We start from the raw sequence: 26,731 nt of genomic DNA on the forward strand, positions 1-26,731 counted from the left end.
TTCGCGGCCACGGGAAGGTTACGCCGAAATCAGATGTCTTTCAAGCGAATCCATGCAATCAAAGGGGCGATAAGCGACCGAATTGTCCGCCGTGCATGCATCGGCACGGACAACTACGAAACAGCGGTCTAGCCAAGGGCGCACACGTCGCCTAACTTTTAGTCTCACCCTCCCGGCAACGTCGATTTGATTGAAGGAGTGCCATTTTGTCCCTATCCCCGATTTCCGCTCGTGCGATCCCCGGCGATTATTCTCCCTATGACGTCGGAGCCGCTGATTTATCGAAGGCTCAAAGCGATCTCAAGCAATTGAGCGCGCTCAAGGTGACCGCCAATGACTACAAGGACGCCAACGCGACGCATGGCTGGTGGGGGCTTTTCAACGGGTTTTCCGATAAGTCGGCCAAGCAGGCGCTGATCAATCGTCAGACTGCCCTGGAAGACGACGCCTCGAAGCATCTCTTCAATGTGGCTGCCGCCAATGAGCGTGGGCAGCTTTCGCCCGCGATGCTCAACGAGGCGCAGGGCCTTGTCGCTCAACTCAAGGATCGGCTGGCGCAGGACTACACGAATGCGTCGAGCACCGACACCGTCAGCAACAGTGTGCTGCACGTTAGCCAATACAGCCAGACGGCATACGATCGTGCCAACCCCGATGAAGAGCACAACCTGCAGGGCGCGCTGGCCGGCGGCAATCAGCCCGATGCGATCGGTCTTGCAGGGACCCCGGCTTTTATGAGCCAAGTGTCGGCGCTCGACAAGACGATCACGAACGATGTCAGCGCTTATCAAAACGGCGCGACGCCAGCGATACGCGACGCGGCCAAGGCCCGCCTGGCGGGCCCCGATTCCGCCGCGCTGGCGGATTTTTTCGACCAGATCGACAAGCAGACCGGCTTCGTTTCCATGACGAATGGCATCAGCGGCCCCAAGATCGCATCGCTGCCCGACGGCGATCCGCAAAAAGACGCTTACGTTCAGCAGTACAGCGATTTGATCAATCTGGTGCGCGGCAACGGCTCGCTGGAGCGCGACAATCAAATGCTCGCTCATGCGCTGGGTGGCAAGCTCGATAAAGAGCCACCCATACGGGCGCCAATGACGCGTCGCTCGATACCTATGAAAAAGTTGAACTGGTCGCGGACCAGAGAAGTGCGCGGCGCGCCGGACGGCATCGGAAATGCCCGACTGTCGAGCCAATAGCACCGGTTGGTCGGCTTGCTGACGCCGGCCGCGAGAGCGATCGGCTTATCGCTCGCCGCTCGCCGCGCTGCGGCCGTCTCGGCAAAGACGGTCTGGGCGTCCCCGCCGAGGGCAGCCGGCACGGTATCCATTTGCATGAAGTCGATGAGTGATCGTAAATAGAAAATCATGTAAAACAATGGCATAAGTTTTTGATCTGAAGTAAATTGCCTGAATTTCTATGTAACTCGATGCATATGAAAAGACTGGCGATTTATCCGCAATTGCGTTTGCGCCTGGCCGACGGGGAGCAATCGCTCGAGCGCCTGGTAGCGCTGCTGGAGAGCGTGGAGAGTCACGGCAATCTGCAGGCGGCCAGCCAGCAACTCGGCCTGTCGTATCGCGGCGCCTGGGGCCACTTGAAAGATGCCGAACAAGCATTCGGCGTACCCCTGCTCGAGACCGCGCGCGGGCGAGGCGCGCAACTCACTGAATTTTCGCGCCGGCTGATTTGGGGCGAAAAGCGCTTGCTGGCGCGTTTGGGGCCATTGCTCGAGACCATGGCCTCGGAGTTGCAACATGAACTGGACGAAGCGGTTGCCGATCTGACCCCGCAATTGCGTGTGTTTGCCAGTCATGGCATGGCGGTGGCCGCACTCGCCGAGTTTGCCGCACGCACCGAGGTGCCGCTGGACATCAGCTATCGGGGCAGTATGGAGGCGGTGGCCGCGCTGGCGCGCGGCGAGTGTGAGATGGCCAGCTTTCACATGCCCCTGGGGGAATTTGCGAAGCCCGTGCTGGCACATTACGCGTCGTTGATCAGAGGTAAATCCTACATGCTGGCCGACGTCGCCTCGCGCAGTCTCGGGCTGATCGTTGCGCGTGGCAATCCGCATGGCATCCGTTCATTCGACGATCTGCCGGGCAGCCCGCTACGCTTCGCCAACCGGGAGCGGGGCTCGGGCACGCGGATCATTTTCGACTTGCTGCTGGCAAAAACCGGCCACGGACCGGCGTCGATCCGCGGCGTCGATACGGTCGAACTCACTCATGCCGCAGTCGCTGCCTATATTGCCAGCGGCAAGGCGGATGCCGGATTGGGCATCGAGGCGTCGGCCGCGCAATTCGACCTCGATTTCCTGCCGATCCTGACCGAGCGCTACAGTCTGATCTTTCCCGCCGACGCGATGGATAACCCAAGCGTGGCCGCGTTGCTGGCGATTATGCAGAGCACCGCCTACCAGAAGGCCGTGGCCGCCATTCCGGGCTACAGTTGCCGCGACACCGGCAAAGTTACCCTGCTTGCCGACATCTTTCCCGAACTTGCGAGCTGAACGAGGAAGGAATTTCTCGCAATCAGCAAAATATGAAAAAAAATGCGATTGAAAATCGCGCAGCTTCACCGCTTTAAGTTGTCGTAAGCAAGCCGATCAAATATTTGGCGGCAGGCTTTTCGGCGAGAAAATTACTATAATTTCAGCGGTGTAGCCAATTATTTCACGGGATAGGTAGTTTCCCTAGGATTGAAAGAAATCCGAAATTCCTCTACTGTTCGGTACGTGATATATCAGAAAACGCCGAGATTAAATATGCAGAAATTTGCATATTAACGCGCCGGAGATAAAAGCATGGCCCCACAATCGTCTGAAACATTGCTGCCCGTGATCGAGCGGTACGCCGGCAAGCCGGCCTCGCTACTGGTGCTGCTGCATGAATTGCAGGATCTCGCCGGCTACGTGCCTCCCGAGCTGGTGCCGCAAATCGCCAGCAGACTCAATCTTTCGCGCGCCGAAGTGCATGGTGTGCTGACCTACTACCATGACTTTCGCGACAGTGCGCCGCCGCGAGTGGTGGTCAAGCTGTGCCGCGCCGAGGCATGCCAAAGCATGGGTACCGAGGCGTTGGCCGCGCATATCGAAGCACACACCGGTTGCCAGTTCGACGGCAAGCGCGACGCGGCACTCGGGCTCGAATCGGTTTATTGCCTGGGGCAATGCGCGCAGTCCCCGGCGTTGCTCATCAACGACCGGCTGTATGCGAAAGTGACGCCGGCCAAATTCGATACCATTCTGGCCCGCGCACAGGAAGAAGGAGCTTCGGCATGACACGATTGTTTATTCCGCGCGATTCTTCCGCATTGGCGCTGGGCGCCGACGAAATCGCTGCAGCGGTGGCTGCCGAGGCGCAACGGCGCGGCGAGTCGGTTGAAATTGTGCGCAATGGCTCACGCGGGCTGCTGTGGCTTGAGCCGCTGGTCGAGGTCGAGACCGCGCAGGGCCGCGTCGGTTACGGCAACGTCGAACCCGAGCGGGTGGCCGAGCTGTTCGACGCCGGCTGGCTCGCTGGCGGCGAGCACGCCAGCCGCATCGGCGTGGTCGACGAGTATCCCTACCTAAAGCGCCAGCAGCGCCTGACGTTCGCGCGCATCGGCATTACCGATCCGCTGTCGACCGAAGATTACCTCGCGCATGGCGGGCTGGCCGGCTTGCGTAGAGCGTTGGAGCTCGATGGCGCGGCCGCCTGTGAACTGCTGATCGACTCCGGCTTGCGCGGGCGGGGCGGGGCGGCATTCCCGGCGGGCATCAAATGGCGCACCGTGCTGCAGGCGCAGGCCGCGCAGAAATATGTGGTGTGCAATGCCGACGAGGGTGACTCGGGCACCTTCGCCGATCGCCTGTCGATGGAAAGCGATCCGTTCGGTTTGATCGAGGGCATGATCATCGCAGGCGTGGTAACAGGCGCGACCGAAGGCTACATTTACGTGCGCAGCGAGTACCCGCATGCGATCGCTACCCTCAACGAGGCGATTGGGCGGGCGCGCGCCGCCGGCTGGCTTGGCAAGGACGTGCTCGGCTCCGGCCGTGCGTTCGAGCTGACCGTGGCCAAGGGGGCCGGCGCTTACGTATGCGGCGAGGAAACGGCGCTGCTCGAGAGCCTGGAAGGCAAGCGCGGCATCGTTCGGGCCAAGCCGCCGATCCCTGCGCTGTCCGGCCTGTTCGGCCAGCCGACCGTCATCAACAACGTGGTAACGCTGGCTTCGGTGCCGATCATCTTCGCGCAGGGGGCGGCCTTCTATCGCGATTATGGTATGGGCCGCTCGCGCGGCACGTTGCCGATTCAACTGGCCGGCAACATCAAGCGGGGCGGTCTGATCGAACTGGCCTTTGGCGTGACCCTGCGCGAGCTGCTCAACGAGTACGGCGGCGGCGCCGCCAGCGGACGGCCGATCAAGGCTGTTCAGGTGGGCGGCCCGCTGGGCACTTATCTGCCCGAGTCGCAATGGGATATTCCGCTCGACTACGAGGCTTATGCGGCCGTGGGTGCGGTGGTCGGACATGGCGGCGTGGTGGTGCACGACGATACGGCCAACCTGGCCGAACTGGCGCGCTACGCGATGCATTTCTGCGTGAAGGAATCCTGCGGCAAGTGCACGCCCTGCCGGATCGGTTCGGTGCGCGGAGTCGAGGTCATCGAAAAAATTCAGCGCGGCGAACAACGCGCCCAGCAAGTCAAGTTGTTGCGCGAGTTGTGCGACACCATGCTCAGCGGGTCGCTCTGCGCGATGGGCGGCATGACGCCGTATCCGGTCATGTCGGCATTGGAACATTTCCCCGAGGATTTCGGGCTTTCCGGTCAACACGCTGCCGCGGCCTGAGGCCGCTGACAACAGGCCTTTCTCAGGAGCAAGACAATGAGTTGTGGATCGGCATCTTGCGGATGCAAAACCCAGGCAGGCATGGTTTCGGAAATCGACTACGGCACGCCGCGTCGCTATTCCGATACCGATGTGACTTTGACGATCGACGGCCAGTCGGTGACAGTGCCGGCGGGCACCTCTGTGATGCGCGCGGCGGTCGAGGCCGGCGTAAACATTCCGAAGCTGTGCGCGACCGATTCGCTCGAGCCGTTCGGCTCATGCCGCCTGTGCCTGGTCGAGATCGAGGGCCGGCGCGGCACGCCGGCCTCGTGCACCACGCCGGTCGAAGCCGGCATGCAGGTGCGCACCCAAAGCGACCGCTTGCAGGTGCTGCGCCGCAACGTGATGGAACTCTATATCTCCGACCATCCGCTCGATTGCCTGACGTGCGCGGCCAATGGCAACTGCGAGCTGCAGGACATGGCCGGCGTGACCGGCTTGCGCGAGGTGCGCTATGGGTTTGCCGGCGCCAACCATCTGCAGGACAAAAAGGATGAGTCGAACCCGTACTTTACTTACGATCCGTCGAAATGCATCGTCTGCAACCGCTGCGTGCGCGCGTGCGAGGAAACGCAGGGCACGTTCGCGCTGACGATCTCCGGGCGCGGTTTTGAGTCCCGCGTGTCGGCCGGCGAGAGCCAGTCATTCATGGATTCGGAGTGTGTCTCTTGCGGCGCCTGCGTGCAGGCTTGCCCAACTGCCACGCTGCAGGAAAAGACCGTGATCCAGCTCGGTCAGGCCGAACACTCGGTGGTGACGACTTGTGCCTACTGCGGCGTGGGTTGCGCCTTCAAGGCCGAGATGAAGGGCAGCGAAGTGGTGCGCATGGTGCCATACAAGGACGGCAAGGCCAACGAAGGACACTCGTGTGTCAAGGGCCGTTTCGCCTGGGGCTACGCTACCCACCCCGACCGCATCACCAAACCGATGATCCGCGCCAAGATCAGCGACCCGTGGCGCGAAGTCAGCTGGGAAGAGGCCATCAATTATGCCGCTTCGGAGTTCCGGCGCATCCAGGCCAAGCACGGACGTGACTCGATCGGCGGCATCACCTCGTCGCGCTGCACCAACGAAGAGACCTACCTGGTGCAGAAGCTGGTGCGCGCGGCCTTCGGCAACAACAACGTCGATACGTGCGCACGCGTGTGCCATTCGCCGACCGGCTACGGGTTGAAGCAGACCTTGGGCGAATCGGCCGGGACCCAGACATTTGCCTCGATCGACAAAACCGACGTCGTGTTCGTGATCGGCGCCAATCCGACCGATGCGCACCCGGTGTTCGGCTCGCGCCTGAAAAAGCGCCTGCGCGCCGGCGCCAAGCTGATCGTTGCCGATCCGCGCAAGATCGAATTGGTGAGCGGCCCGCACTACAAGGCCGATTACCATTTGCCGTTGCGCCCCGGCACCAATGTGGCGCTGCTCAACAGCATGGCATATGTGATCGTGACCGAGGGGCTGGCCGCCGACAGCTTCATCGCCGAGCGCTGCGAGCAGAAGGCATTCGAGCAATGGCGCGAATTCATCAGCCGGCCCGAACACGCGCCCGAAGCGACCGAGGCGGTCACGGGCGTGCCGGCCGATTTGGTGCGCGAAGCAGCGCGTCTTTATGCCGCGCCGGGCAACAGCGCGATCTACTATGGCCTGGGGGTGACCGAGCACGCCCAAGGCTCGACCGCGGTGATTGGCATCGCCAATCTGGCGATGCTCACCGGCAATATCGGCCGGGAGGGCGTTGGCGTCAATCCGTTGCGTGGACAAAACAATGTGCAGGGTTCGTGCGATATGGGCTCGTTCCCGCATGAGTTCCCAGGGTACCGGCACGTCAGCGATCTGGCGGTACGCAGCCAGTTCGAAGCGGCGTGGCACGTCACGCTGCAAGGCGAGCCCGGCTTGCGCATCCCGAATATGTTCGATGCGGCAGTCGATGGCAGCTTCCTCGGCCTGTATGTGCAAGGCGAGGATATCGTGCAATCGGATCCGGACACGCAGCATGTGGCCAAAGCCCTGTCGGCCATGGAATGTATCGTGGTCCAGGACATTTTCCTGAACGAGACGGCAAAGTATGCACACGTGTTCCTGCCCGGTTCGTCGTTCCTGGAAAAGGATGGCACGTTCACCAACGCGGAGCGCCGCATCTCGCGCGTGCGCAAGGTCATGAAGCCGCTGGCCGGCTATGCGGATTGGGAAGCCACGCAGTTGCTGTCGAACGCGCTGGGCTATCCGATGAACTATTCGCATCCGTCCGAGATCATGGACGAGATCGCCCGCCTCACACCGACCTTCGCCGGGGTGTCGTTCGACAAGATCGATGCGATGGGCAGCCTGCAGTGGCCCTGTAATGACGAAGCGCCGGATGGCACGCCCATCATGCACGTGGGCGAATTCGTGCGAGGACAAGGGCGTTTCATCATCACGCAGTTCGTTCCCTCGACGGAGAAGGTCACGCGCAAGTATCCGCTGCTGTTGACGACCGGGCGCATTCTTTCGCAGTACAACGTGGGCGCGCAGACCCGTCGTACCGAGAATGTGCACTGGCATCACGAAGATTTGCTCGAAATTCATCCGCACGACGCCGAGGATCGCGGCATCAAGGACGGCGACTGGGTCGGCATCGAATCGCGCGCGGGCAACACGGTCATGCGCGCGCAGTTTTCCAGCCGCATGCAGCCGGGCGTGGTGTACACGACGTTCCACTTCCCAGAATCGGGCGCCAACGTGATCACCACCGACAGCTCCGACTGGGCGACCAACTGCCCGGAATACAAGGTGACGGCGGTGCAGGTCAGTCACGTCTCGCAGCCGTCGGAATGGCAGCGCTCCTACTCGCGTTTCAGTGAGCAGCAACTGGCGCTGTTGCGGGAGCGCGAGATGGCCGCCGCACCGGCGGGTGCCAAATGAAGCGCGGACAAGTCGATCATGATGCCGGCTGACCCGCTCGATCTGGACGCGTTGCCGGCGCCGGACGCGCCGCGCGAAGTTCGGCGCTTCCGGCAGGGCGCCTGGCAAAGCGCGCTCGACGATCTGGCCGAGGAAGTGCCGGTGGCGCTCGAATTCAATGGCATCTCGCATGCCGTGATGCTCGCCACGCCGGCCGACCTGGAGGATTTCGCGCTGGGCTTCGCGCTGTCCGAAGGGATCATCGCCGAGCCGGGCGAATGCTATGGTGCCGAAGCGAGCGTCTCGCCGCAGGGCATCACGGTGCATGTCGACATTGCCGCAAGTGCATTCGCGCAGCTCAAGGTGCGCCGGCGCAATCTGGCCGGGCGTACCGGGTGCGGGCTGTGCGGCACCGAGAATCTGGCCGAGGTATTGCGCGAGGTGGCGCCACTTGGGCACACCCAGCACGTGAGCCGAGAGGCGATCGCGGCGGCGCAGGCGGCGCTGGTCGGCAACCAGGCGCTACAGCGGCGTACCGGCGCCATGCATGCGGCGGCGTGGTGCTCGACTGCCGGGGAGGTCGTACTGTTTCGCGAAGATGTGGGGCGTCACAATGCGCTCGACAAATTGATCGGTGCGCTGGCCCGCACGCCCGACCGGCGTGACAAGAAGGGCTTCGTGCTGATGACCAGCCGCGCCAGCGTCGAAATCGTGCAGAAGGCCGCCCAGGCGGGCATCGAGATCGTCGCGGCGGTGTCGGCCGCTACCCACCTGGCGGTGAAAGTGGCCGAACAAACCGGTATGACGCTGGTGGGATTCGTGCGCGGCGACGAATGCGTCATCTATACAGGTTTTGACAGAATCGAAGGGAGCGTTTGAATGAATGGGCGACAGTTGATCACCATGGCGAACCAGATCGGCGGATTTTTTGCATCCATGCCGGACCACACCCAGGCTTTAGCCGATATTGCCAGCCATATCCGTCGCTCGTGGGAGCCGCGCATGCGGCGCCAGATTCTGGCCATGCTGGATACGCCGGAGGCGGAATCGATGTCGGAGATCGTGCGCGAAGCGCTACAGGCGCACCGTGCAACACTGACCCCGCCGCAATGAAATGACCCGAGGTGCCGAGGCGCGATAATCGCGCTTTTTTTGATCGACTTCTTTTACAGGGGGACAGCAGCAAAACGCAGGAAGCTTTCTTAAGCCGTTGCTACAGGCGGCGCTTTCTCTATTCTAAGAACGGAGACGTATCAATGAGTGCAAATGCGAACGGGGTAACCTTAGGTGCTCCTTCCTTTTTTTCCAAAGAGGCCACGGTTGCAGGGCCCGGGTTCAGTCGGTGGATGGTGCCGCCCGCAGCATTGGCGGTGCATCTGTGTATCGGTCAGGCGTATGCCTTTTCCGTGTTCAACGGGCCGCTGACGAAAGTCATCGGCATTACCCAGTCGGCTCCCGACGACTGGAAGCTGACCACGCTCGGTTGGATTTTCTCGCTGGCTATTTTCTTTCTGGGTTTGTCGGCGGCATTTGCCGGCCGCTGGCTCGAACAGGTCGGACCCCGCCGCACAATGATGACCGCAGCCTTCTGTTTCGGCGGCGGCTTCCTGGTGTCGGCAGTCGGCGTGTGGGCGCACCAGATCTGGCTGTTGTATCTCGGCTACGGCGTGCTTGGCGGTATCGGGTTGGGGCTGGGGTATGTCTCGCCGGTGTCGACGCTGATCCGCTGGTTTCCGGACCGGCGCGGCATGGCTGCCGGCCTGGCCATCATGGGGTTCGGGGGCGGTGCCATGATCGCCGCACCGCTGTCGGTGGCGCTGATGAATCACTTCAAGAGCGCGACCAGTGTCGGGGTGGCCGAGACGTTCGTCGTCCTGGGGGTCGTGTATTTCATCTCCATGATGATCGGTTCGCTGGCCATCCGCATTCCGCCCCAGGGTTGGAAACCTGCTGGCTGGACGCCGCCGGCTGAAGCCTCGCACAGGCTGATCACGCGCCATCACGTGCACATCGACCAGGCGCTCAAGACGCCGCAGTTCTACCTGATCTGGCTGGTGCTGTTTCTCAACGTCACGGCCGGCATCGGCGTGCTCGGGCAAGCGTCGGTGATGATTCAGGAGAGCTTCAAGGGCACCATTACGCCGGCCGCAGCCGCCGGGTTCGTCGGCCTGCTGTCGCTGTTCAACATGGGCGGGCGATTCGTGTGGGCCTCGGCGTCGGATCTGCTCGGACGCAAAATGACGTATTACGTCTTCTTTGTGCTGGGCGGCATTCTCTATTACTTCGTGCCCGGTTTCGCGTCGAGCGGCAATACCGTCCTGTTCGTATTGTCCTTCTGCGTGATCCTGTCGATGTATGGCGGCGGCTTTTCCACGGTGCCCGCCTATTTGGCCGATATTTTCGGAACCATGCACGTCGGCGGCATTCACGGCCGGTTGCTCACCGCCTGGGCCGCGGCGGGGATTGCCGGCCCTGTGCTGGTGAACTACATCCGTGCCTATCAGGTGGCGCATGGCGTTGCCAAATCCGGTGCCTACACGATGACGCTGCATCTGATGGTGATATTGCTGGTGGTGGGCTTTATCTGCAATCTTCTGGTCAAACCGGTGCACGAGAAGCACCACATGGCCGCGGACGCCGTTTGACATATCGCAAGGAGCCATGATGCAAACGCAAGAACATCCGACAAACAAGGTCCTGATGGTGATATTCTGGGCTTATGTCCTGATTCCTTTGGCATGGGGCGTGATCAACACGCTGACGAAGGCCATGGGGCTTTTCAAGTAAGCTCAGCATCGGCGGGTATGACCGCTCGATCGGTCAGTCGCTGATATCGAAACGGAGGCTCGGGCTCACCCGAGCCTCTTTTTTTTGGCGCGCGCCGCGCCGAGCGAACATCGCGGAATCAGGGGAAGGTGCGGCGAGCCAAGGAGATGCAAATGACACAGTCACGCAAGCAGGAGTTGCAATCGGCCGAGGAGGCACATCAGGAAGAGGGACTGGACGAAGCGCTACAGGAAACATTTCCGGCTAGCGATCCGGTCGCTGTCGATATCGGCAAGGGCAATGCGAGGGAGCGCGAGCGAGGTGGCGGCAACGAGCGCCACTGAGAGCGGGCGTCAGAATCAGCCGTGCTGGCGGTGGATCAATCGGGCAGACTGGCTGGCCGCGCTTCGTTCATTCGGGCCAGATGCAGGCCGCGGCTGCGCAATATTTCAGCAAGCTGCCAGGTACCGAGTGCCAGGGATCCGAACAGTACTTCCCGCATGCGTTTGACCAGCGCCAGCGACAGGGCAACGTCGCGATCGACGCCGAACACCTGGGCCAGCGCGATCACGGTGATCTCCTGCACACCCAGGCCTCCGGGGATCATGAAAGCCGCATGGCGTACTGCCTGGGTCAGCGCCTCGATCGCCAATGCGCCGGCGATCGATACCGGATGGCCGAGCATCGACAGTGCCCAGTAGTTCTCGAAGGCGCCCAGGGCATAGCCGCCGAACTGCAGTAAAAACGCCCGGAACAACAGGCCGGTGCGGCACATGATGCGGTCGATATCAGCGTCAAGGCGCTTGCCGTCGATTTTTTGCAGCAGCGGATGTTCGTCGCCAAGCAGATGGCGAGCCCAGCGTTCGATGGCGTGAAAGATCCCGCCGCGCTGCAGCAGCACGACCGTCAGCACCGGTACCGGTATCGACAGCAGCAGGGTCAATCCGACCGTTCGGAAGAGATCGCTGTTGGGCGTGTGCGCTGCAATGAGCACCAGCCCGAGCGCCGCGAACGCATATTGCACGGCGATCGTCACCAGCACCTCGACGATGACCGAGGCACTGACCAGGCTGGTATCGGGCACGCGCCATGATGCCAGGCGAATGCCGGTGATTTCGCCGCCGATACCGGCGCTCGGCAACAGGCGGCTGACTGCCTCGCGCACCGCAGCGATCCACCACAGAAAGAACAACGATGCCCGGCGATCGAGCAGCAGGCTCCAGGCGAAGGCATCGAGCAGCAGCGGCAGCGCGTGAAACGGCACCAGCCACAGTTGCCTGAAGCCGGCCTTTTCAATCACGCCGACAATATCGCCCAGTCCCTCGTGCAATACGAGCACCAGCAGGATCGCAATGCCAACCGGCCAGCCGGCCCAACGCAGCCATTTCTTCATGACGGCCGCCCCGGGCTGGCGAAGATGTCGGCGAAGCCGCCGCGTGTCACGCCGGCCAACCGGATGGCATCGGCTACCCGCGGCGAGAGCAGGGCCGCCAGCTCGTCGTCATGGCGATAGTCGCGCATGCCGGGCGTGATCGCTTCGTGGCCGTGTTCGGCCGGGTGGCAGTAGATTTCGCCAACGCCTTGCGGTAGTTGGCCGAGCAGTTGCAGCATCACGCGCTCATCCATGCGACCGGTATGCGCGATGCCGGCAACGTAATCGTTGTGGGCGATACCCGCCCGATCGAGCCGCTTGCGCACCAGCGCGATCCAGGGCTTGAGCCAGGCCGGCGCCTGCGCCTCGAACGGCAGGCGCATCGCGCGCATGCCGTATTCGCGACCGATTTTGACAATGAGCGAGAGCACCGTGGGGTGCAAATGGAAATGCTTGTGGGTATTGACGTGATCGAGCGGCAGGCCGGTCGCGGCGAATGCCTCGAATTGCGCGCGAATCTCGAGGGCCAGTTGCCGGCGCACGGCAGGCAGAAAGAAAAAACGCACGCCGTCGCGCACCATGTCGTCGCCAAACCGGCCGTGCGCATCGACCAGATCGGGAATCTCCCCTGGCGGCAGCGTTGGCGCGCCATCGGCCAGCACCAGGTGCAAACCGACCCGCAGGGTGGGCATTTGCCGTGCCAGCGCCACAGCCTCGCGCGCGGCGGGCGCGCTGACCATCAGGCTGGCGGCCGTCAGCACACCTTGCCGGTGGGCCCGTTCGACCGCCCGGTTCACGCGCTCATGCAAGCCGAAGTCGTCAGCTGTGATGATCAGCGCCCGCTGTGCCGCCAATACCACTGCGTCAGGCCTGGTGCGAGCGCAGGAAACGGAAGAATTCGACACCCTCGCGCAGACGCCGCTTCATCATGTCCCAGCTCATCAGCATTTCCTTGACGATTTCCCAAATTTTCGAGGGGCGGAAATAGAAACGCTTGTAGAAGCGCTCGAGCTGGTGGTAAATCTCCTCGCGCGAAAGGTGCGGATAGCCTATCGCGGCCAGTTGCACGCCTTCGGCACTGACCAGGTTGATGACTTTGTTTTCTTCCAGCCAGCCGTTTTCGATCGCCTGCTTGTACAGCGAGGTGCCGGGGTAGGGTGCGGCCAGCGAAATCTGAATCGTGTGCGGATTGATTTCCTTGGCGTACTGGATGGTTTTCTCGATCGTTTCGTGCGTCTCGCCCGGCAGCCCCAGAATGAATGTACCGTGGATCTTGATGCCGAGCTTGCGGCAGTCTTCGCTGAAGCGGCGCGCGATGTCGGTGCGCAGGCCCTTCTTGATGTTGAGCAGGATCTGGTCGTCGCCCGACTCGTAGCCCACCAGCAGCAGGCGCAAGCCGTTTTCCTTCATGATCTTGAGGGTCGAGTAGGGCACGTTGGCCTTCGCGTTGCATGACCATGTCACGCCCAGCTTGCCCAGCCCGCGGGCGATTTCCTCGACGCGCGGCTTGAAATCGGTGAAGGTGTCGTCGTCGAACATGATTTCCTTGACTTCAGGCATGTTGTCGCGAATCCATTTCACCTCGGCCAGTACGTTTTCGACCGAGCGCGTGCGGTAGCGGTGGCCGCCGACGGTTTGCGGCCACAGGCAGAAGGTGCAGCGCGAGCGGCAGCCGCGACCGGTATATATCGACACGTACGGGTGTTTCAGGTAGCCGATGAAATAATTCTCAATTTTCAGATCGCGCTTGTAGACGGGCGCAACGAACGGCAGTTCGTCCATGTTTTCCAGGATCGGGCGCGCTTCATTGTGCTCCAGCGAGCCGTCCGGCAGACGATAGCTCAGACCCAGGATTTCGGCGAACGGCTTGCCTTCGGCGATTTCCTTACAGGTGAAGTCGAATTCCTCGCGGCACACGAAATCGATCGCCTCGCTGGCGGCCAGCGAATTGTGCGGCTCGACGGCGACCTTGGCGCCGACCATGCCGATCTTCAGCGACGGTTTGCGCTTTTTCAGATGCTCTGCAAACAGGGCGTCGGTCGGGAACGACGGCGTGCTGGTGTGGATGATGACCAGGTCGTATTGCGTGGCGATGTCGAGCGTGGCTTCGACCGACAGGCCATCGGCCGGCGCATCGAGCACACGGCTGTCCGGCACCAAGGCCGCCGGTTGGGCCAGCCAGGTCGGGTACCAGAACGAGCGGATTTCACGTTTTGCTTGATAACGGGAGCCGGCGCCGCCATCGAAACCGTCGAACGACGGGGCCTGCAGGAACAGCGTTTTCATCATCATTGAGCCTGATGCGCGAGGGAAAAATTAGGGAAATATGATACCCGCGATTCGATAATCACGGGGAGAAGCCCTGGGGCGTTAGGGAAATCACGCGCCATCGGTCATCTCGAGCGTGTTTGCGTGGCTGTCGACACGCATTTGCGCGCTGCGCCAGCGCACATGCGAGCCGAACAGGGCGATCAGCCAGTTCAGCGCCAGCAACCCGTCGCGCACGGGCACAAGGGGCAGATCGCGCCAAAAGCGCCTGGCGCTGCGCGAGCCCAGCGCATGTACCCCGAGGCGGGCCACCAGGCCCAGCCAGAAGCTGCCGCCGGCCAACCAGGCTGGCGGGCCGAACAGCGCGGTGGCGGACCATCCGTAAGCCAGCCAAGCCGCAACCAGCAGCCAGGGCGATGCGAACGTGATGAACAAAAACGCGTAGCCGCCTGGGTTGATCGAGCGGATGGTACGCAGCCAGCGCGTCTCGCGCGCCCACAGCGTGCCGAAATCGGCTTCGACGACGTCGGTGGTTACCGTGACTTCCGACAGGACAGTGCGCAGGCCCAGCCGGCGCACGTGTTCGGCCAGCCAATAATCGTCGGCCAGTTCGTCGCGTAGCCGCGCGAACCCGCCGATGCGCTCGAGCGTCGCGCGCCGCAGTGCCAGCGTTGCGCCGAACCCGAAATCGGTCGATCCTCCGGCATGCGCGACGCGCACCGACGGCGCGAACCATTGATTGACGAACAGGGCGCCCATGCGCGTCCAGAAGCCACCGACGGCTTGCGCGCGATACAGGCATGTGACGATCCCGACAGCGGGGTCGGCCAATGGCGCGGCCACGCGCGCCAGGTAGTCCGGCTCGACGGAAATATCGCTGTCGGCAATCACCAGGAGGTCGTGCCGCGCCTGTGCGGCCATATTGATCAGGTTGCTGACCTTCAGGTTCTGGCCATGCACCGTCGGATCGACGACCAATGCGATGTCAACGCGGGGGTAAGCCGAACGCAACCGCTCGACCACCGCAATCGCAGGATCATCTGACGCGCTGATGCCAAACACCAACTGCACTTCGGGATAATTTTGCTCGCAGAACGTGGCGAGGTTTTCGTAGAGACGGGGCTCAGCGCCGCACAATGGTTTGAGCACGCTCACCGCGCCAGGAGCCGGGCCGGCCGGCGCGATGCGCCGAGCGGGAGCCGCCCTGAGCGTGCATAGCGCCGCGAAGGCCTGATAGCCGGCCGCGGCGCAGCACATCAGGGCAAGCACCCATGCGGTAGCGAATAACAGTGGAAAAATCATTTTGGCAATCTGGCCGGTATGCCTGAGGCGTCGGGCTAGCCCGATCGGTGGCGCTCGGGGCGGCGGCCGTTTCCCTTGCCGGGTTCTCGGAAAAGGAACGGGATGGTGCCGAATTATAGTGGATTAGCGGCAATCGGGCGCGCCGCCGGGTTGGACGGGAGCATTGATAAAACGGCGGACTTTTGCTATCTTTGGCGCCTTCGACCGCCGCGGCCCCCCCGGATTTTCCGGCATGCGGCGCATTCCGGCAACGGGCTTGCCCGCCTGGGCGGCCCGGGCTCACGATAAACCAAATTTCGCGCTCGAACGTGCCCATCGGCTCGGCGCCGCTTCCAAGCGGGCACGCGTGGTTCTTGCCAAACAAGAAATCGATAGCGCCATTTCCCATGTTGTCGCCGCCCGGTTTGCGTTTTGGCGCCGGCATGGCTGCTTTGGGCAGCCAGGCGCGACGCCAGGGCGGCAGCGCGAATGGGCAAGGCAAGACAACCATGACTGCAAGGAATGCACGATGAGTGTGACCCAACAAGCGGCCCAGCGCCGCACTTTCGCGATCATCTCGCACCCGGACGCGGGCAAGACGACCTTGACCGAGAAGCTGTTGCTGTTTGCCGGCGCGATTCATATCGCCGGCAGCGTCAAGGCGCGCAAGGCGAGCCGGCACGCGACCTCCGACTGGATGGAGATCGAGAAGCAACGGGGTATTTCGGTTGCCAGTTCGGTGATGCAAATGGAGTACCGCGATTGCGTGATCAATCTGCTGGATACCCCCGGTCACCAGGACTTCTCCGAAGACACGTACCGCGTGTTGACAGCCGTTGATGCCGCGCTGATGGTGATCGACGCCGGTAACGGCGTCGAGGCGCAAACCCTGCGCCTGCTGGAGGTTTGCCGGGCCCGCAACACGCCGATCATCACGTTCGTCAACAAGATGGACCGCGAGGTGCGCGAGCCGCTCGATCTGATCGACGAAATCGAGCGGGTGCTGGGCATGCCGGCGGTGCCTTTCACGTGGCCGGTGGGCATGGGCAAGCAGTTTGCCGGAGTGTTCGACATTCGCCATGACTGCATGCGGGTGTTCGAGCCGGGCAGCGACCGCGTGAGCGAGCCGCCAGAAACGATTCAGGGAATCGACAACCCGGCCAACGCGCAGCGTTTCGGCGATACCTTCGCGCAGGCCAGCCAGGAGGTCGAGCTGGTGCGGGCGGCGTCGCCGTTATTCGATCGCGAGGCATTTCTGGCCGGCCGCCAGACCCCCGTTCTGTTCGGCTCGGCGATCAACAACTTCGGCGTGCGCGAAGTGCTTGATGCGCTGGTTGATCTGGCGCCATCGCCCGGGCCGCGCAAGGCGCTGCAACGCACCGTGCTGCCCGACGAGGCCAAATTCTCGGGCGTGGTGTTCAAGGTCCAGGCCAACATGGATCCGGCACACCGCGACCGGATCGCTTTCGTACGGATTTGCTCGGGGCGCTTCGAGCGCGGCATGCGGCTGAAAATCTGCCGCAACGGCAAGGAAGTCCGGACCAAGAACGCTGTTTCGTTTCTGTCGCAGCGACGCGATCTGATGGAAGAAGCGTATTCCGGCGACATCATCGGCATTCCCAATCACGGCTTGCTGCAATTGGGCGATACCCTGACCGAGGGCGAGAATCTGCAGTTCACCGGCCTGCCGTTTTTTGCGCCGGAAATGTTCCATGGCGTCGAGGTGGCCGATCCGATGCGCGTCAAGCATTTGCGCACGGGCCTGATGCATCTGGGCGAAGAGGGGGCGATCCAGGTGTTCCGCCCGCAGACCAGCGGCATGCTTCTGCTCGGCGCGGTCGGCGCGCTGCAATTCGATGTCGTCGCGCACCGCCTGCGCCACGAGTACGGCGTTGAGCCCCGCCTGATGCCGAGCTCCTACCGCATGGCGCGCTGGGTCACCGCGCAAACCCCCGATGAGCTCAAGCGCTTCATGAGCGCCAATGCGCACCGCGTCGCGCTGGACGCGGTCGACGCGCCGGTCGTGCTGGTCGGACACGCCGCCGAGCTCACTGTGCTGCAGGAGCGCTGGGAAAAGATCTCGTTCCACGCCCTGCGCGAACACGCCGGCCTGGTGTTCCAGTCCGGGCTGCACTCGTAAGCTGTCCAATCGGCGGCCCGGCGATGGGGCCGGTCCCCCGCCTTGGCCGCTGCGGTCTCGCGGCGCCCGCCACAGGCGCCGATTTTTGATACATATCAAGAAACTCCCTGCAACGATTTCCGTCCCGAAAACGCTCGTGCTACGGTTAGTCATGCCGTAGCAAAGACTCAAAAAGCGTAAAAAGGGGAATAAAAATGGCTATCGGGAAGAAGCGTTTCTTGTTCGCGTTGACGGCCATCCTGTTGGCCGCCGTGTTCAACCAGGAGGCCGATGCGGTGCCGGCCTTTGCCCGTCAAACGGGATTGGCCTGTGTGGCTTGCCACGTCAGTTTTCCGGAGTTGACGCCGTTCGGGCGCTTCTTCAAGCTGACCGGATACACGCTGACGAACTACCGAACGATTCCACTGGCGGCGATGGTGCAGTCGTCGATGACCAGCACGCGCACCATCGATCAGAACAACTACGACTTTGTGCGCAATAAGGATTTCGTCCCATTGCAGCAAGCGAGCCTGTTCTACGGCGGGCGCATTGCCGGTCCGGTCGGCGCATTCGCGCAGGTGACCTACGATGGCATCGCCCACCACGGCGCGCTCGACAACACGGATATTCGAGCCGCCTGGCATTTCACGCAAAACGACGTTGATTTCATTTTTGGCGTGACGGTCAACAATAACCCGACCGTCTCCGACGTCTGGAACAGCACGCCGGCGTTCGGATTCCCCTATGCATCGAGCAGTGTGTCGGTGTCGCCGATTGCAGGCGCACTGATCGACGGCGGCTTGGCGCAGCAGGTCATGGGGGCCGGCGCATACGTGTTCTGGCAACGTCATATCTACGCCGAACTGGGCATGTATCGCACAGCCGATCAAATATTTTCGGTATTCCGGGCCGGGCAGGACACCACCACGCCGGGTGGGGTGGCGCGCCTGAGGGGAGAAAACCCTTACTGGCGTCTTGCGTATAACCAGGAATGGGGTCCGAATTCGCTGATGATCGGCACTTACGGCATGATTGCCGATCGCTACCCCGACAACACCATTCCGGGCACGCCGACCGATCGTTTCAGCGATTACGCCCTTGACGCGCAGTACCAGTTCATCACGCTGTCGAACGCGTTCTCGGTGCAGGCGACCTGGATCCACGAAAAACAAAACTGGAGTGCGAGCTATGCGCGCGGCGGCATTGGCGCCGGGCCAACGCCCTCGAATCCGAGCGACAACCTCAATACGCTCAAGGTCAAGGCGAGCTATTACTATCTGCGCAAATACGGCGCGACACTGGCCTATTTTTCCACCACCGGCAGCGCCGATCCGGGGCTGTACGCGCCGGCGCCGGTCACAGGCAGCGCCAACGGCTTGCCCGACACGCGCGGCCTGATCTTCGAGGTCGACTACCTGCCGGTGCCGCAGGCCAAGCTCTCGCTGCAGTACACCTGGTACCTCGCTTTCAATGGCGCGAAGTCGAACTATGACGGCAACGGCAGAAATGCCAGCGACAATAACTTCCTCTACATGTCGGGATGGTTCGTGTTCTGACGGGATCGTCCACCATATCTGCTAACTGACCGGACCCTACCATCATGAAAAATACTTTCGCTTCGCGTCTGCTGATGACGGCGATACTGGCCGCTGCCGGGCTGGCGTCGACCGCAACCCTGAGTTACGCCCAGAATGGCGAGAAGCTCGCCCAACAACTATGCGCGAGCTGCCACGGCCCGGGCGGGCACAGCGAGTCGCCGATGTTTCCTCGCCTGGCGGGGCAAACCCAGGAATACATCGAGAACCAGTTGCATAGCTTTCACAACCATGCGCGTGGCGAGACCGATGCGCGCTCCTACATGTGGGCGATGGCCTCGCAGCTGGACGACGCCACGATCAAGTCGCTGGCCGAGTATTACTCGCGCCAGACCCCGACGCCTGGCACGCCTGGTGGCGACCCGGCGCTGATTGCCAAGGGCAAGGACATTTTCCAGCGCGGCGTGCCCAGCACCGGCGTGCCGGCTTGCGCGTCTTGCCATGGCGCCGAAGCACAGGGAATGGGACAATTCCCCCGACTTGCGGGGCAGCATGAGGGGTACTTGCTGCGCCAGCTCGGTGTCTTCAAAAACGGCACGCGCGCCAATGCGCCAATGATGACGGCCGTGGCGCATGCCTTGAATGGCGAGGAAGCGCAGGCGGTCGCCGCCTACTTGCAATCGAAGTGAGCCTGGCGCGGCGCCGCAAATGGCGCCGCGCGCCCGACGGACCTGTATGGCGGCCGGCCTCGATCATATCGGGGCTCGGGGCCGGGATTGACGTGACGCGGTCGCTGGCAGCGCATGATTCGTGGCAAAATAGCGCGCCCGACGACCCACGCAAAGAGTCCCCATGGCCGCAGGTATGACAAAAAAAGTTCGGCGGTTTGCCCTGGAAACCATCGATGTGATGGGGCAAACCGGCATTGGCGCGGTCGAGCGGCCCGACGGCCGTTTCGTGCTGTATCCAGACCACTGGATGCAAACCGAAACGCTGCGCCATAAGCTGACAAAAATGCGGCGGCGCACATGTCAGCTCGAATATCAGCTGGCTTGCATGACGCGCGAACTCGCCCGCCTGCAGACGATCGTCCAGCACCCATGTCAGACGCACAACGGCGATCAGCCGGAGTAAGATAGCGCCTTCAAAATACCCCACGCAGCAGCACGCAATGGCTCTTTTGGCAACGCAAGTCGAAGCATTCCGCACCGATGGCATCCTGGTGATCCGGGGCATGGTGCCGCAAAACGTCTGTGAAGACATGTTGCGCGTGGCCAAGGATCATTTGGCCCGCGCCGAAGCACCGGTCGAATACGAGGCGCAACTGGGTTACGCGGGTGCCCCGGCTTCGCTCGACGCGCCTGGCGGGCGCACGGTACGCCGCCTGTTGCAGGCCTATGGGCGGCATGCGTGCTTCAAGTCGTGGGCCAGTGACAGGCGTCTGGTCACCGCGCTGGCGCAGTTGTTCGGCGAAGATGTTTATCTCACGCTGGCGCATCACAACTGCGTGATGACCAAGCACCCGGCTTACGGTACCGCCACGGGCTGGCATCGGGATATTCGCTACTGGTCGTTTGCCCGGCCCGATCTGATTTCCGTGTGGCTGGCGCTCGGACCGGAAACCGAAACGAATGGCGGTCTGCGCTTCATCCCCGGCTCGCACCGCATGGACATTGGTCGCGCGCAACTCGACGAACTCGATTTTCTGCGTCCCGACGTCGCGCAAAATCAAGCGCTCATGGCCCAGGGCAAAGCCATCGAACTGCAGCAAGGCGACGTCGTGCTGTTTCACAGCGGCACGTTTCACGCCGCCAACCGCAACGCTACGCAGGACACCAAGTTCTCCGTGGTGTTTGCCTATCGTGGTGCGAGCAATCCGCCGCTGGCCGGCACCCGTTCGGCCGCATCGGGGGAAGTCGCGCTGGGCCGTTGATGACGGAGGTGGCGCGGCGATGACGCGGTGTCGCCCGCCAGCGCGTCACGCCACCGGCGTGCGCATCGTCACCAGTTCCTCGGCGGCGGTCGGATGCACGGCCAGCGTGCGATCGAAGTCGGCCTTGGTGGCGCCCATCGTCATTGCCACGCCCAGCAGTTGGATCATTTCGCCACTGGCTTCGCCCAGCAGGTGCGCGCCGACCACTTTGTCGGTTTGGCCGTCGACCAGCAATTTCATGAAAACACGCTCATCACGCCCCGACAGCGTTGCCTTCATCGGGCGGAACTGCGTCTTGTACACCTGCAAGCGTGCATAGCGTTCGCGCGCCTGAGCTTCGGTCAGGCCGATCGTGCCCAGCTCCGGCGTGGAGAACACGGCCGTCGGCACCACCGTGTGATCGACCCGTGTCGGCCGGTTGCCGAACACCGTGTCGGCAAACGCGTGACCTTCGCGGATCGCCACCGGCGTGAGATTGACGCGATTGGTCACATCGCCGATTGCATAGATCGACGCAATGTTCGTGCGCGATTCTTCGTCCACCCGAATCGCGCCGGCGGGATCGAGCGCCACGCCTGCCATGTCGAGCCCGAGGCCGTCGGTGTATGGCGCTCGCCCGGTCGCCAGCATGACGGCATCGACCTCGTGCCGGCTGCCGTCCGAGAGTGTCGCACCAAGCCCGTCATCGGTCTTGTCGATCCGCGCCAGCGTCAGGTTGAGCAGCACGTCGATACCCTGTTTGCGGTACGCCTGTTCAACACCGGCCCGCAGGTCGTCGTCGAAGCCACGCAGGATATGCGGGCCCCGATGCAGCAGCGTGACGCGACTGCCCAGGCCTGCGAAGATGCCGGCGAATTCCACTGCGATATATCCGCCGCCGACGATGAGGATCCGCTTGGGCATCTGCGCCAGATGGAAAGCCTCATTGGACGTGATCGCATATTCGGCGCCCGGAATATCGAGCCAATGCGGGCGGGCGCCAGTGGCCACGAGAATCGTGCGGGCGCTGATTTGGCGGCCACTGGCCGGCAGATGCACCGCCTGCGGCCCGGCGATCAACGCGCGCTCCTGCACCAGCGTGACGCCGGCGCGGTCGAGGTTGGCGCGGTAGACACCTTCGAGCCGCGCGATTTCCGCGTCCTTGTGGCGGATCAACGTTGCCCAGTCGAATGTCGGCGCCGGAACTTGCCAGCCGAACCCGGCGGCATCCTCGAATTCATGCGCGAAGCGGCTTGCGTAGACCAGCAGCTTTTTCGGCACGCAGCCGCGAATCACGCAGGTGCCGCCCACCCGGTATTCCTCGGCGATCATAACCTTGGCACCATGCCCGGCGGCGATGCGCGCGGCGCGCACGCCGCCCGAGCCCGCGCCAATGACAAAGAGATCGACGTCGAAATGCGGCATGGCGGAGCTCCCGAGAAATGTGTTGGAGATGACGAATCAAGGCCTGCCAAGTATAAAGCGCCGCGCGCGGCGCTGCTGCGCACCCGATCGTCCTCGGCAAATCCGCGTCAATCGGTGTGATCCGCGCTGGCCTGGCGCTTGTCGCGCCGACCGAACTTACCCCGCGTGCTACCATCAAATCCGTTTTCTCATTCCCCCGCCGGTCTTATGGTCAAACGCCGCACATTCCTTGTCTCCACTTCCGCCGCTGCCGCACTGGCAGCCCTGGGCGTCGCTCCAGCCGCGCTGGCCGCCGATCGCCTCAAACTCGGCAAGGCCGCGCCGTTTTCTTTCGACGGGCTGATCGAACAGGCTCGCGAGCTGGCGGGCAAGCCGTACGTGGCGCCGCCGTCGCCGCCCAGGGAGATTCTCGACAAAATCAATTACCAGGCGCTTGGGCACGTCAAATTCAATACGGATCACGCATTGTTTGCGAATGGTCCAGGCCAATTTCCCGTGACATTCTTTCCGCTCGGCAAATTCTTCCCGATTGCCGTGCATATGCATGTCGTCTCGCACGGCGCGTCCGGTGACAAGGCGCGTGAAATCATCTATCAGGCGTCCGACTTCGACATGCCGGCCGACAGTCCGGCGCGCCAATTGCCGGCAGGCAGCGGATTCGCAGGTTTCCGTTTTCAGGAAAGCCGGCTGGGCGATCAGCACAAGCTCGATTGGCGCAAGAACGACTGGGCCGCATTTCTCGGCGCCTCGTATTTCCGCGCGATCGGGGCGCTGTACCAATACGGCCTGTCGGCGCGCGGCATTGCCATCAACGTCGCGCAAGCCGGGCAACCGGAAGAATTCCCGAACTTCACGAACTTCTACTTCGAGACTCCGACGTCCGATAGCGATACCGTCACGGTCTACGCGCTGCTCGACGGACCGAGCATCACCGGGGCATATCGCTTCGTCATGCAGCGTGCCAAGGGGGTGCTGATGGATATCGACGCGGCGCTGTTTCTGCGGCGCGACGTCGCTCGCCTGGGAATCGCGCCCGCGACCTCGATGTATTGGTTCTCCGAGACGGCCAAGGGAGCGGGGGTCGACTGGCGTCCCGAAGTCCATGACTCGGACGGCCTGGCGATGTGGACCGGGGCCGGCGAGCATATCTGGCGCCCGTTGAACAATCCGCCGCGCACCACCGCCTCGGCGTTTACCGACGACAACCCGCGCGGCTTCGGCCTGCTGCAGCGCGACCGCAATTTCGACCATTATCTCGACGGCGTGCATTACGAGCGGCGCCCGAGCCTGTGGGTCGAGCCGCTCGAAGGTTGGGGCGCGGGTACCGTGCAATTGGTGGAAATTCCCACTGACGATGAAATTCACGACAACATCGTCGCCATGTGGGTGCCCAAGGCACCGGCCAAGGCAGGAGCCAATTATCGCTTGCGCTATCGGCTCTATTGGCTGGCCGATGAGCCTTTCCCGAGCCCACTCGCGCGCTGCGTGGCGACCCGCCTGGGGCGGGGTGGCCAACCGGGCCTGCCGCGACCCAAGGGAGTGCGCAAGTTCGTCGTCGAGTTCCTCGGCAAACCGCTCGAAAAGTTGCCTTTCGGCACACTACCGGAGGCGGTACTGTGGGCCTCGCGCGGCACTTTCTCATATGTGTTCACCGAGGCGGTGCCCGATGGCGTGCCAGGGCACTGGCGCGCGCAATTCGACCTGAAAGTCGACGGCAAGGCGCCGGTGGACATGCGCCTGTACCTCAAGCTGGGCGATCAGACGCTGACCGAGACCTGGCTGTATCAGTACTACCCGTTCGATTCGACCGACGTCTACGGCGCGTGAGATCGAGATGGCATACCAGTACCGATCCGTGATCCTGGCGCTGTGGGTCGCCTGGCTCATCTACTGGGGCATCTTGGCACTGAACGTGAAGGCCGCGCGGCGCCGGGAAAGCCTGCTGTCCCGCGCCGGCCACGGTGTGCCGCTGTTGGTGGCCGCGTGGCTGCTGATCACGCCGCGCCTGTCTGACGGTATTCTGGGCGCCCGCTTCCTGCCGGCCGGGGCGGTCTGGTCGCTCGCCGGCACCGCGCTCGTTCTGCTCGGCCTGGCATTTACGGTGTGGGCCCGGGTGCATCTGGGGCGCAACTGGAGCGGTATCGTCACCGTCAAGCAAGGCCACGAACTGATTCGCAGCGGCCCGTATCGTTGGGTACGCCATCCGATCTACACCGGCTTGCTGCTGGCGTTCATGGGTTCCGCAATCGCGCTGGGGCAATGGCGCGGCGTGCTCGCCATGTTGATCGTGTTTGCGGCATTGTGGCGCAAGTTGCGTCTGGAAGAGCGCTGGATGATCGAAACCTTCGGGGCTGCCTATACCGCTTATCGCAACGAAGTCGCTGCCCTGATTCCGTTCGTGCTGTGATGCAGCCTGGCCGCACCGCAAACGGCATCGATTCATGAAGCGTTGCCGGTTGTCGCCTTACCGGGCGCGCGTGCCGGCCGGCCGCAGGCGTCTGGCGCTCAAAGCGCTCTTGCCAGGGACGTTCGTTATGCGGCACACACCCGCGGCCCGATGATGCGGGGCGTCGTTGCCGCCGCGAGAGCAAGCGGTCTCAGCCCAGGAATGTCTACGAATCGATCAATCCTCACGCCATTGCAAGTTTGCTGGAGGTCGTGGCGGGCGTCAGCATTCTGCCGCAATCGTTGACTGCTATCCCGCAGGAAGACGTCGTGTGCGTTCCCCTGGACGAGCGCAAACTCAACGCGAATCTGTATGCGGCCTATCGTCGCGACGATTGCCTGCCGGCGCTCGACCTGTTTCTCTGGGCGCTGCGCGATGTCACGCAGACCAGGCGCCGGGAGAAGCTCGGCGCTTGAGCAGCAGCGCTGGACAAGCGCGTCGATCCATAAGTGCGATGAACGTAAACCCGCTTGGTCATTTGACGTGATTGTGATATACAGTATTTATAATGTGTAATATGTATTTTCAATCGACCTTCTTCGCTTGCCGTGCTGAACGGGGTTGGCCCTTGCGGTTGCGTCGATGCCGACGATCCGGCTACCCGTGTGCCTGCTGCGGTGCTGGCCGATCCTGTCGGTGCGAGCGCCGGTGAGCGGCACTCTGAAAACGGCTTATCGGAAATGGGGGACACAAACCGATGCCTACCGAAATGCCCGCCGAAACCCGTCTGGCGACTGTCACCCTGTCGCTGGCGCCGATCAATGCGGCTGCTTCGCTGCGTGACCAGGCCTACGCCAGGTTGAAACAGGCGATAGCGCAAACCGATATCTATGGCACGCGCGAGGAAATCCGGCTCGACGAGAAGGAGTTGACCGAGGCGCTTGGCGTGAGCCGCACGCCAATACGCGAGGCGATGACGCTGCTCGAGCAGGAGGGGTTCCTGCGCACTGTGCCGCGGCGCGGCGTGTATATCCTGCGCAAGACAAAAAAAGAGATCGTCGAGATGATTCACATGTGGGCGGCGCTCGAGGGGGCGGCCGCACGATTGGCGACCCTGCGCGCGCCGGACGAGGACATTGCTGTGCTGCGCCGCATGTTCGTTCATTTCGGCAGCAAGACGCCAGCCGATCAGATCGAAGAGTATTCGGAGGCGAATATTACCTTCCACCAGGCGATCGTCGAGTTGTCCCAGTCGCCCATCATCGTCGACACCATCAAAAACATATTCATGCACGTGCGGGCAATTCGGCGCATGACCATCGCCCAAAGCGATCGCGCCTCGCGCTCGATCGTCGATCACATGAACATCATCGAAGCGCTCGAGCGGCGCGACACCGAGCGGGTCGAGCGCCTTGTGCGCGAGCATTCGCTGGAACTTGCCGCATTTGTCGATGCGCACTGCGATTTCCTTGACTGATCGAACACGCCACCAAATTTATTTGGTATGTGGTGTACAAAGTTATCAAAGATATTTCATGGAAAAATGCCTAAGAAAGACTAAGGAAAACGATCTCCATGTCCATTGAAAATTTGTGCGACGCAAACATAAAATAAAAAAATATGTTTTAAATCATGTAAATAAATTATTTCTTCGGCGCAGCATAAAAAATCCTGGCAAAAAACGCTTGACTAATATTGTGTATAGAATATTGTATATCACAAATTACGCAACGCTCCGCCAAGGAGGAGACTCATGTCAGAAGTAGCTCAGACCCCCGCGCAGTCGACGACTGCCGAAGACACCCTGAAACAAAAGACCCGGGACGCGGGGATTGTTTCGGGCGGCCACCTGGTGGCCAAGGCGCTCAAGGCGGAGGGGGTGGATACGATATTCACGCTGTGCGGGGGGCAC

23 protein-coding genes and 1 pseudogene are annotated in these 26,731 nt (G+C 62.3%); 19 read left to right on the forward strand and 5 right to left on the reverse strand.

Annotation, left to right across the window (positions count from 1 at the left end; genetic code table 11):
* Positions 1 to 206 precede the first annotated feature (206 nt).
* From EPN80_RS16770 to EPN80_RS16815, 10 genes are all read left to right on the forward strand, one after another.
* Positions 207 to 1,202: a hypothetical protein gene (locus tag EPN80_RS16770; protein WP_293029846.1), complete on the forward strand. Its 996-nt coding sequence runs from the start codon at positions 207 to 209 to the stop codon at positions 1,200 to 1,202.
* Between the two features lie 230 nt (positions 1,203 to 1,432).
* Entirely contained in the window at positions 1,433 to 2,515 is a 1,083-nt protein-coding gene (locus EPN80_RS16775; RefSeq protein WP_293029848.1) for a substrate-binding domain-containing protein, read from the forward strand.
* Positions 2,516 to 2,809: 294 nt separating this feature from the next.
* Positions 2,810 to 3,286, forward strand: a complete 477-nt coding sequence (locus EPN80_RS16780; RefSeq protein ID WP_293029852.1) for an NAD(P)H-dependent oxidoreductase subunit E — start codon at positions 2,810 to 2,812, stop codon at positions 3,284 to 3,286.
* On the forward strand, positions 3,283 to 4,836 hold the full coding sequence (locus tag EPN80_RS16785) for an NADH-quinone oxidoreductase subunit NuoF (RefSeq protein WP_293029855.1): 1,554 nt from the start codon (positions 3,283 to 3,285) through the stop codon (positions 4,834 to 4,836). The genes EPN80_RS16780 and EPN80_RS16785 overlap by 4 nt, the downstream gene beginning before the upstream one ends.
* Positions 4,837 to 4,917: 81 nt before the next feature.
* The gene (gene fdhF, locus EPN80_RS16790) at positions 4,918 to 7,776 is read left to right on the forward strand and encodes a formate dehydrogenase subunit alpha (RefSeq protein ID WP_293029858.1); all 2,859 of its coding nucleotides are present in this window, start codon (positions 4,918 to 4,920) and stop codon (positions 7,774 to 7,776) included.
* 18 nt (positions 7,777 to 7,794) lie between these two features.
* Positions 7,795 to 8,634 (forward strand): formate dehydrogenase accessory sulfurtransferase FdhD, encoded by an 840-nt coding sequence (gene fdhD / locus EPN80_RS16795; protein ID WP_293029860.1) that lies wholly within the window; start codon positions 7,795 to 7,797, stop codon positions 8,632 to 8,634.
* Complete coding sequence (locus tag EPN80_RS16800) at positions 8,635 to 8,868, forward strand: formate dehydrogenase subunit delta (protein ID WP_293029862.1); 234 nt, start codon at positions 8,635 to 8,637, stop codon at positions 8,866 to 8,868.
* 143 nt (positions 8,869 to 9,011) lie between these two features.
* On the forward strand, positions 9,012 to 10,400 hold the full coding sequence (locus tag EPN80_RS16805) for an OFA family MFS transporter (RefSeq protein ID WP_293029865.1): 1,389 nt from the start codon (positions 9,012 to 9,014) through the stop codon (positions 10,398 to 10,400).
* Between the two features lie 19 nt (positions 10,401 to 10,419).
* Positions 10,420 to 10,542, forward strand: coding sequence for a hypothetical protein (locus EPN80_RS16810; protein ID WP_047213952.1), 123 nt, complete (start codon positions 10,420 to 10,422; stop codon positions 10,540 to 10,542).
* A 152-nt stretch (positions 10,543 to 10,694) separates the two neighbouring features.
* Positions 10,695 to 10,865 (forward strand): hypothetical protein, encoded by a 171-nt coding sequence (locus EPN80_RS16815; protein ID WP_293029868.1) that lies wholly within the window; start codon positions 10,695 to 10,697, stop codon positions 10,863 to 10,865.
* A 35-nt stretch (positions 10,866 to 10,900) separates the two neighbouring features.
* On the opposite strand, the gene EPN80_RS16820 is transcribed toward EPN80_RS16815, so the two are convergent.
* From EPN80_RS16820 to hpnI, 4 genes are all read right to left on the reverse strand, one after another.
* The gene (locus EPN80_RS16820; RefSeq protein ID WP_293029871.1) at positions 10,901 to 11,914 is read right to left on the reverse strand and encodes a lysylphosphatidylglycerol synthase domain-containing protein; all 1,014 of its coding nucleotides are present in this window, start codon (positions 11,912 to 11,914) and stop codon (positions 10,901 to 10,903) included.
* Positions 11,911 to 12,753, reverse strand: a complete 843-nt coding sequence (gene hpnK / locus EPN80_RS16825; protein ID WP_293029906.1) for a hopanoid biosynthesis-associated protein HpnK — start codon at positions 12,751 to 12,753, stop codon at positions 11,911 to 11,913. Before hpnK ends, EPN80_RS16820 begins: the two co-directional genes overlap by 4 nt.
* Positions 12,754 to 12,757: 4 nt before the next feature.
* Complete coding sequence (gene hpnJ, locus EPN80_RS16830) at positions 12,758 to 14,179, reverse strand: hopanoid biosynthesis associated radical SAM protein HpnJ (RefSeq protein ID WP_293029909.1); 1,422 nt, start codon at positions 14,177 to 14,179, stop codon at positions 12,758 to 12,760.
* A 93-nt stretch (positions 14,180 to 14,272) separates the two neighbouring features.
* Positions 14,273 to 15,463 (reverse strand): bacteriohopanetetrol glucosamine biosynthesis glycosyltransferase HpnI, encoded by a 1,191-nt coding sequence (gene hpnI, locus EPN80_RS16835; RefSeq protein ID WP_293029874.1) that lies wholly within the window; start codon positions 15,461 to 15,463, stop codon positions 14,273 to 14,275.
* A gap of 508 nt (positions 15,464 to 15,971) precedes the next feature.
* On the opposite strand from hpnI, the gene EPN80_RS16840 reads away from it, so the two are divergent.
* From EPN80_RS16840 to EPN80_RS16860, 5 genes are all read left to right on the forward strand, one after another.
* A complete protein-coding gene (locus tag EPN80_RS16840; RefSeq protein WP_293029877.1) occupies positions 15,972 to 17,582 on the forward strand; it encodes a peptide chain release factor 3 in 1,611 nt (536 codons plus the stop codon).
* A 194-nt stretch (positions 17,583 to 17,776) separates the two neighbouring features.
* Entirely contained in the window at positions 17,777 to 19,117 is a 1,341-nt protein-coding gene (locus EPN80_RS16845) for a cytochrome C (protein WP_293029880.1), read from the forward strand.
* 74 nt (positions 19,118 to 19,191) lie between these two features.
* On the forward strand, positions 19,192 to 19,785 hold the full coding sequence (locus EPN80_RS16850; RefSeq protein ID WP_293029911.1) for a c-type cytochrome: 594 nt from the start codon (positions 19,192 to 19,194) through the stop codon (positions 19,783 to 19,785).
* 175 nt (positions 19,786 to 19,960) lie between these two features.
* A complete protein-coding gene (locus tag EPN80_RS16855) occupies positions 19,961 to 20,230 on the forward strand; it encodes a hypothetical protein (protein ID WP_293029883.1) in 270 nt (89 codons plus the stop codon).
* Between the two features lie 37 nt (positions 20,231 to 20,267).
* Positions 20,268 to 21,029 (forward strand): phytanoyl-CoA dioxygenase family protein, encoded by a 762-nt coding sequence (locus EPN80_RS16860; RefSeq protein WP_293029886.1) that lies wholly within the window; start codon positions 20,268 to 20,270, stop codon positions 21,027 to 21,029.
* 45 nt (positions 21,030 to 21,074) lie between these two features.
* On the opposite strand, the gene gor is transcribed toward EPN80_RS16860, so the two are convergent.
* A complete protein-coding gene (gene gor / locus EPN80_RS16865; protein WP_293029889.1) occupies positions 21,075 to 22,433 on the reverse strand; it encodes a glutathione-disulfide reductase in 1,359 nt (452 codons plus the stop codon).
* A gap of 207 nt (positions 22,434 to 22,640) precedes the next feature.
* On the opposite strand from gor, the gene EPN80_RS16870 reads away from it, so the two are divergent.
* The 4 genes and pseudogenes from EPN80_RS16870 to EPN80_RS16885 all read left to right on the forward strand — a co-directional run bounded on the left by EPN80_RS16870 (position 22,641) and on the right by EPN80_RS16885 (position 26,296).
* A complete protein-coding gene (locus EPN80_RS16870; RefSeq protein WP_293029891.1) occupies positions 22,641 to 24,260 on the forward strand; it encodes a glucan biosynthesis protein in 1,620 nt (539 codons plus the stop codon).
* A gap of 7 nt (positions 24,261 to 24,267) precedes the next feature.
* Positions 24,268 to 24,840, forward strand: a complete 573-nt coding sequence (locus tag EPN80_RS16875) for an isoprenylcysteine carboxylmethyltransferase family protein (protein WP_293029894.1) — start codon at positions 24,268 to 24,270, stop codon at positions 24,838 to 24,840.
* A 185-nt stretch (positions 24,841 to 25,025) separates the two neighbouring features.
* A pseudogene (locus EPN80_RS16880) lies at positions 25,026 to 25,295 on the forward strand (LysR substrate-binding domain-containing protein); the annotation flags it as partial.
* Between the two features lie 281 nt (positions 25,296 to 25,576).
* Positions 25,577 to 26,296, forward strand: a complete 720-nt coding sequence (locus EPN80_RS16885) for a GntR family transcriptional regulator (protein WP_293029897.1) — start codon at positions 25,577 to 25,579, stop codon at positions 26,294 to 26,296.
* Positions 26,297 to 26,731 lie beyond the last annotated feature (435 nt).

It is taken from the genome of Pandoraea sp. (assembly GCF_004297875.1).
Classification (GTDB): domain Bacteria; phylum Pseudomonadota; class Gammaproteobacteria; order Burkholderiales; family Burkholderiaceae; genus Pandoraea.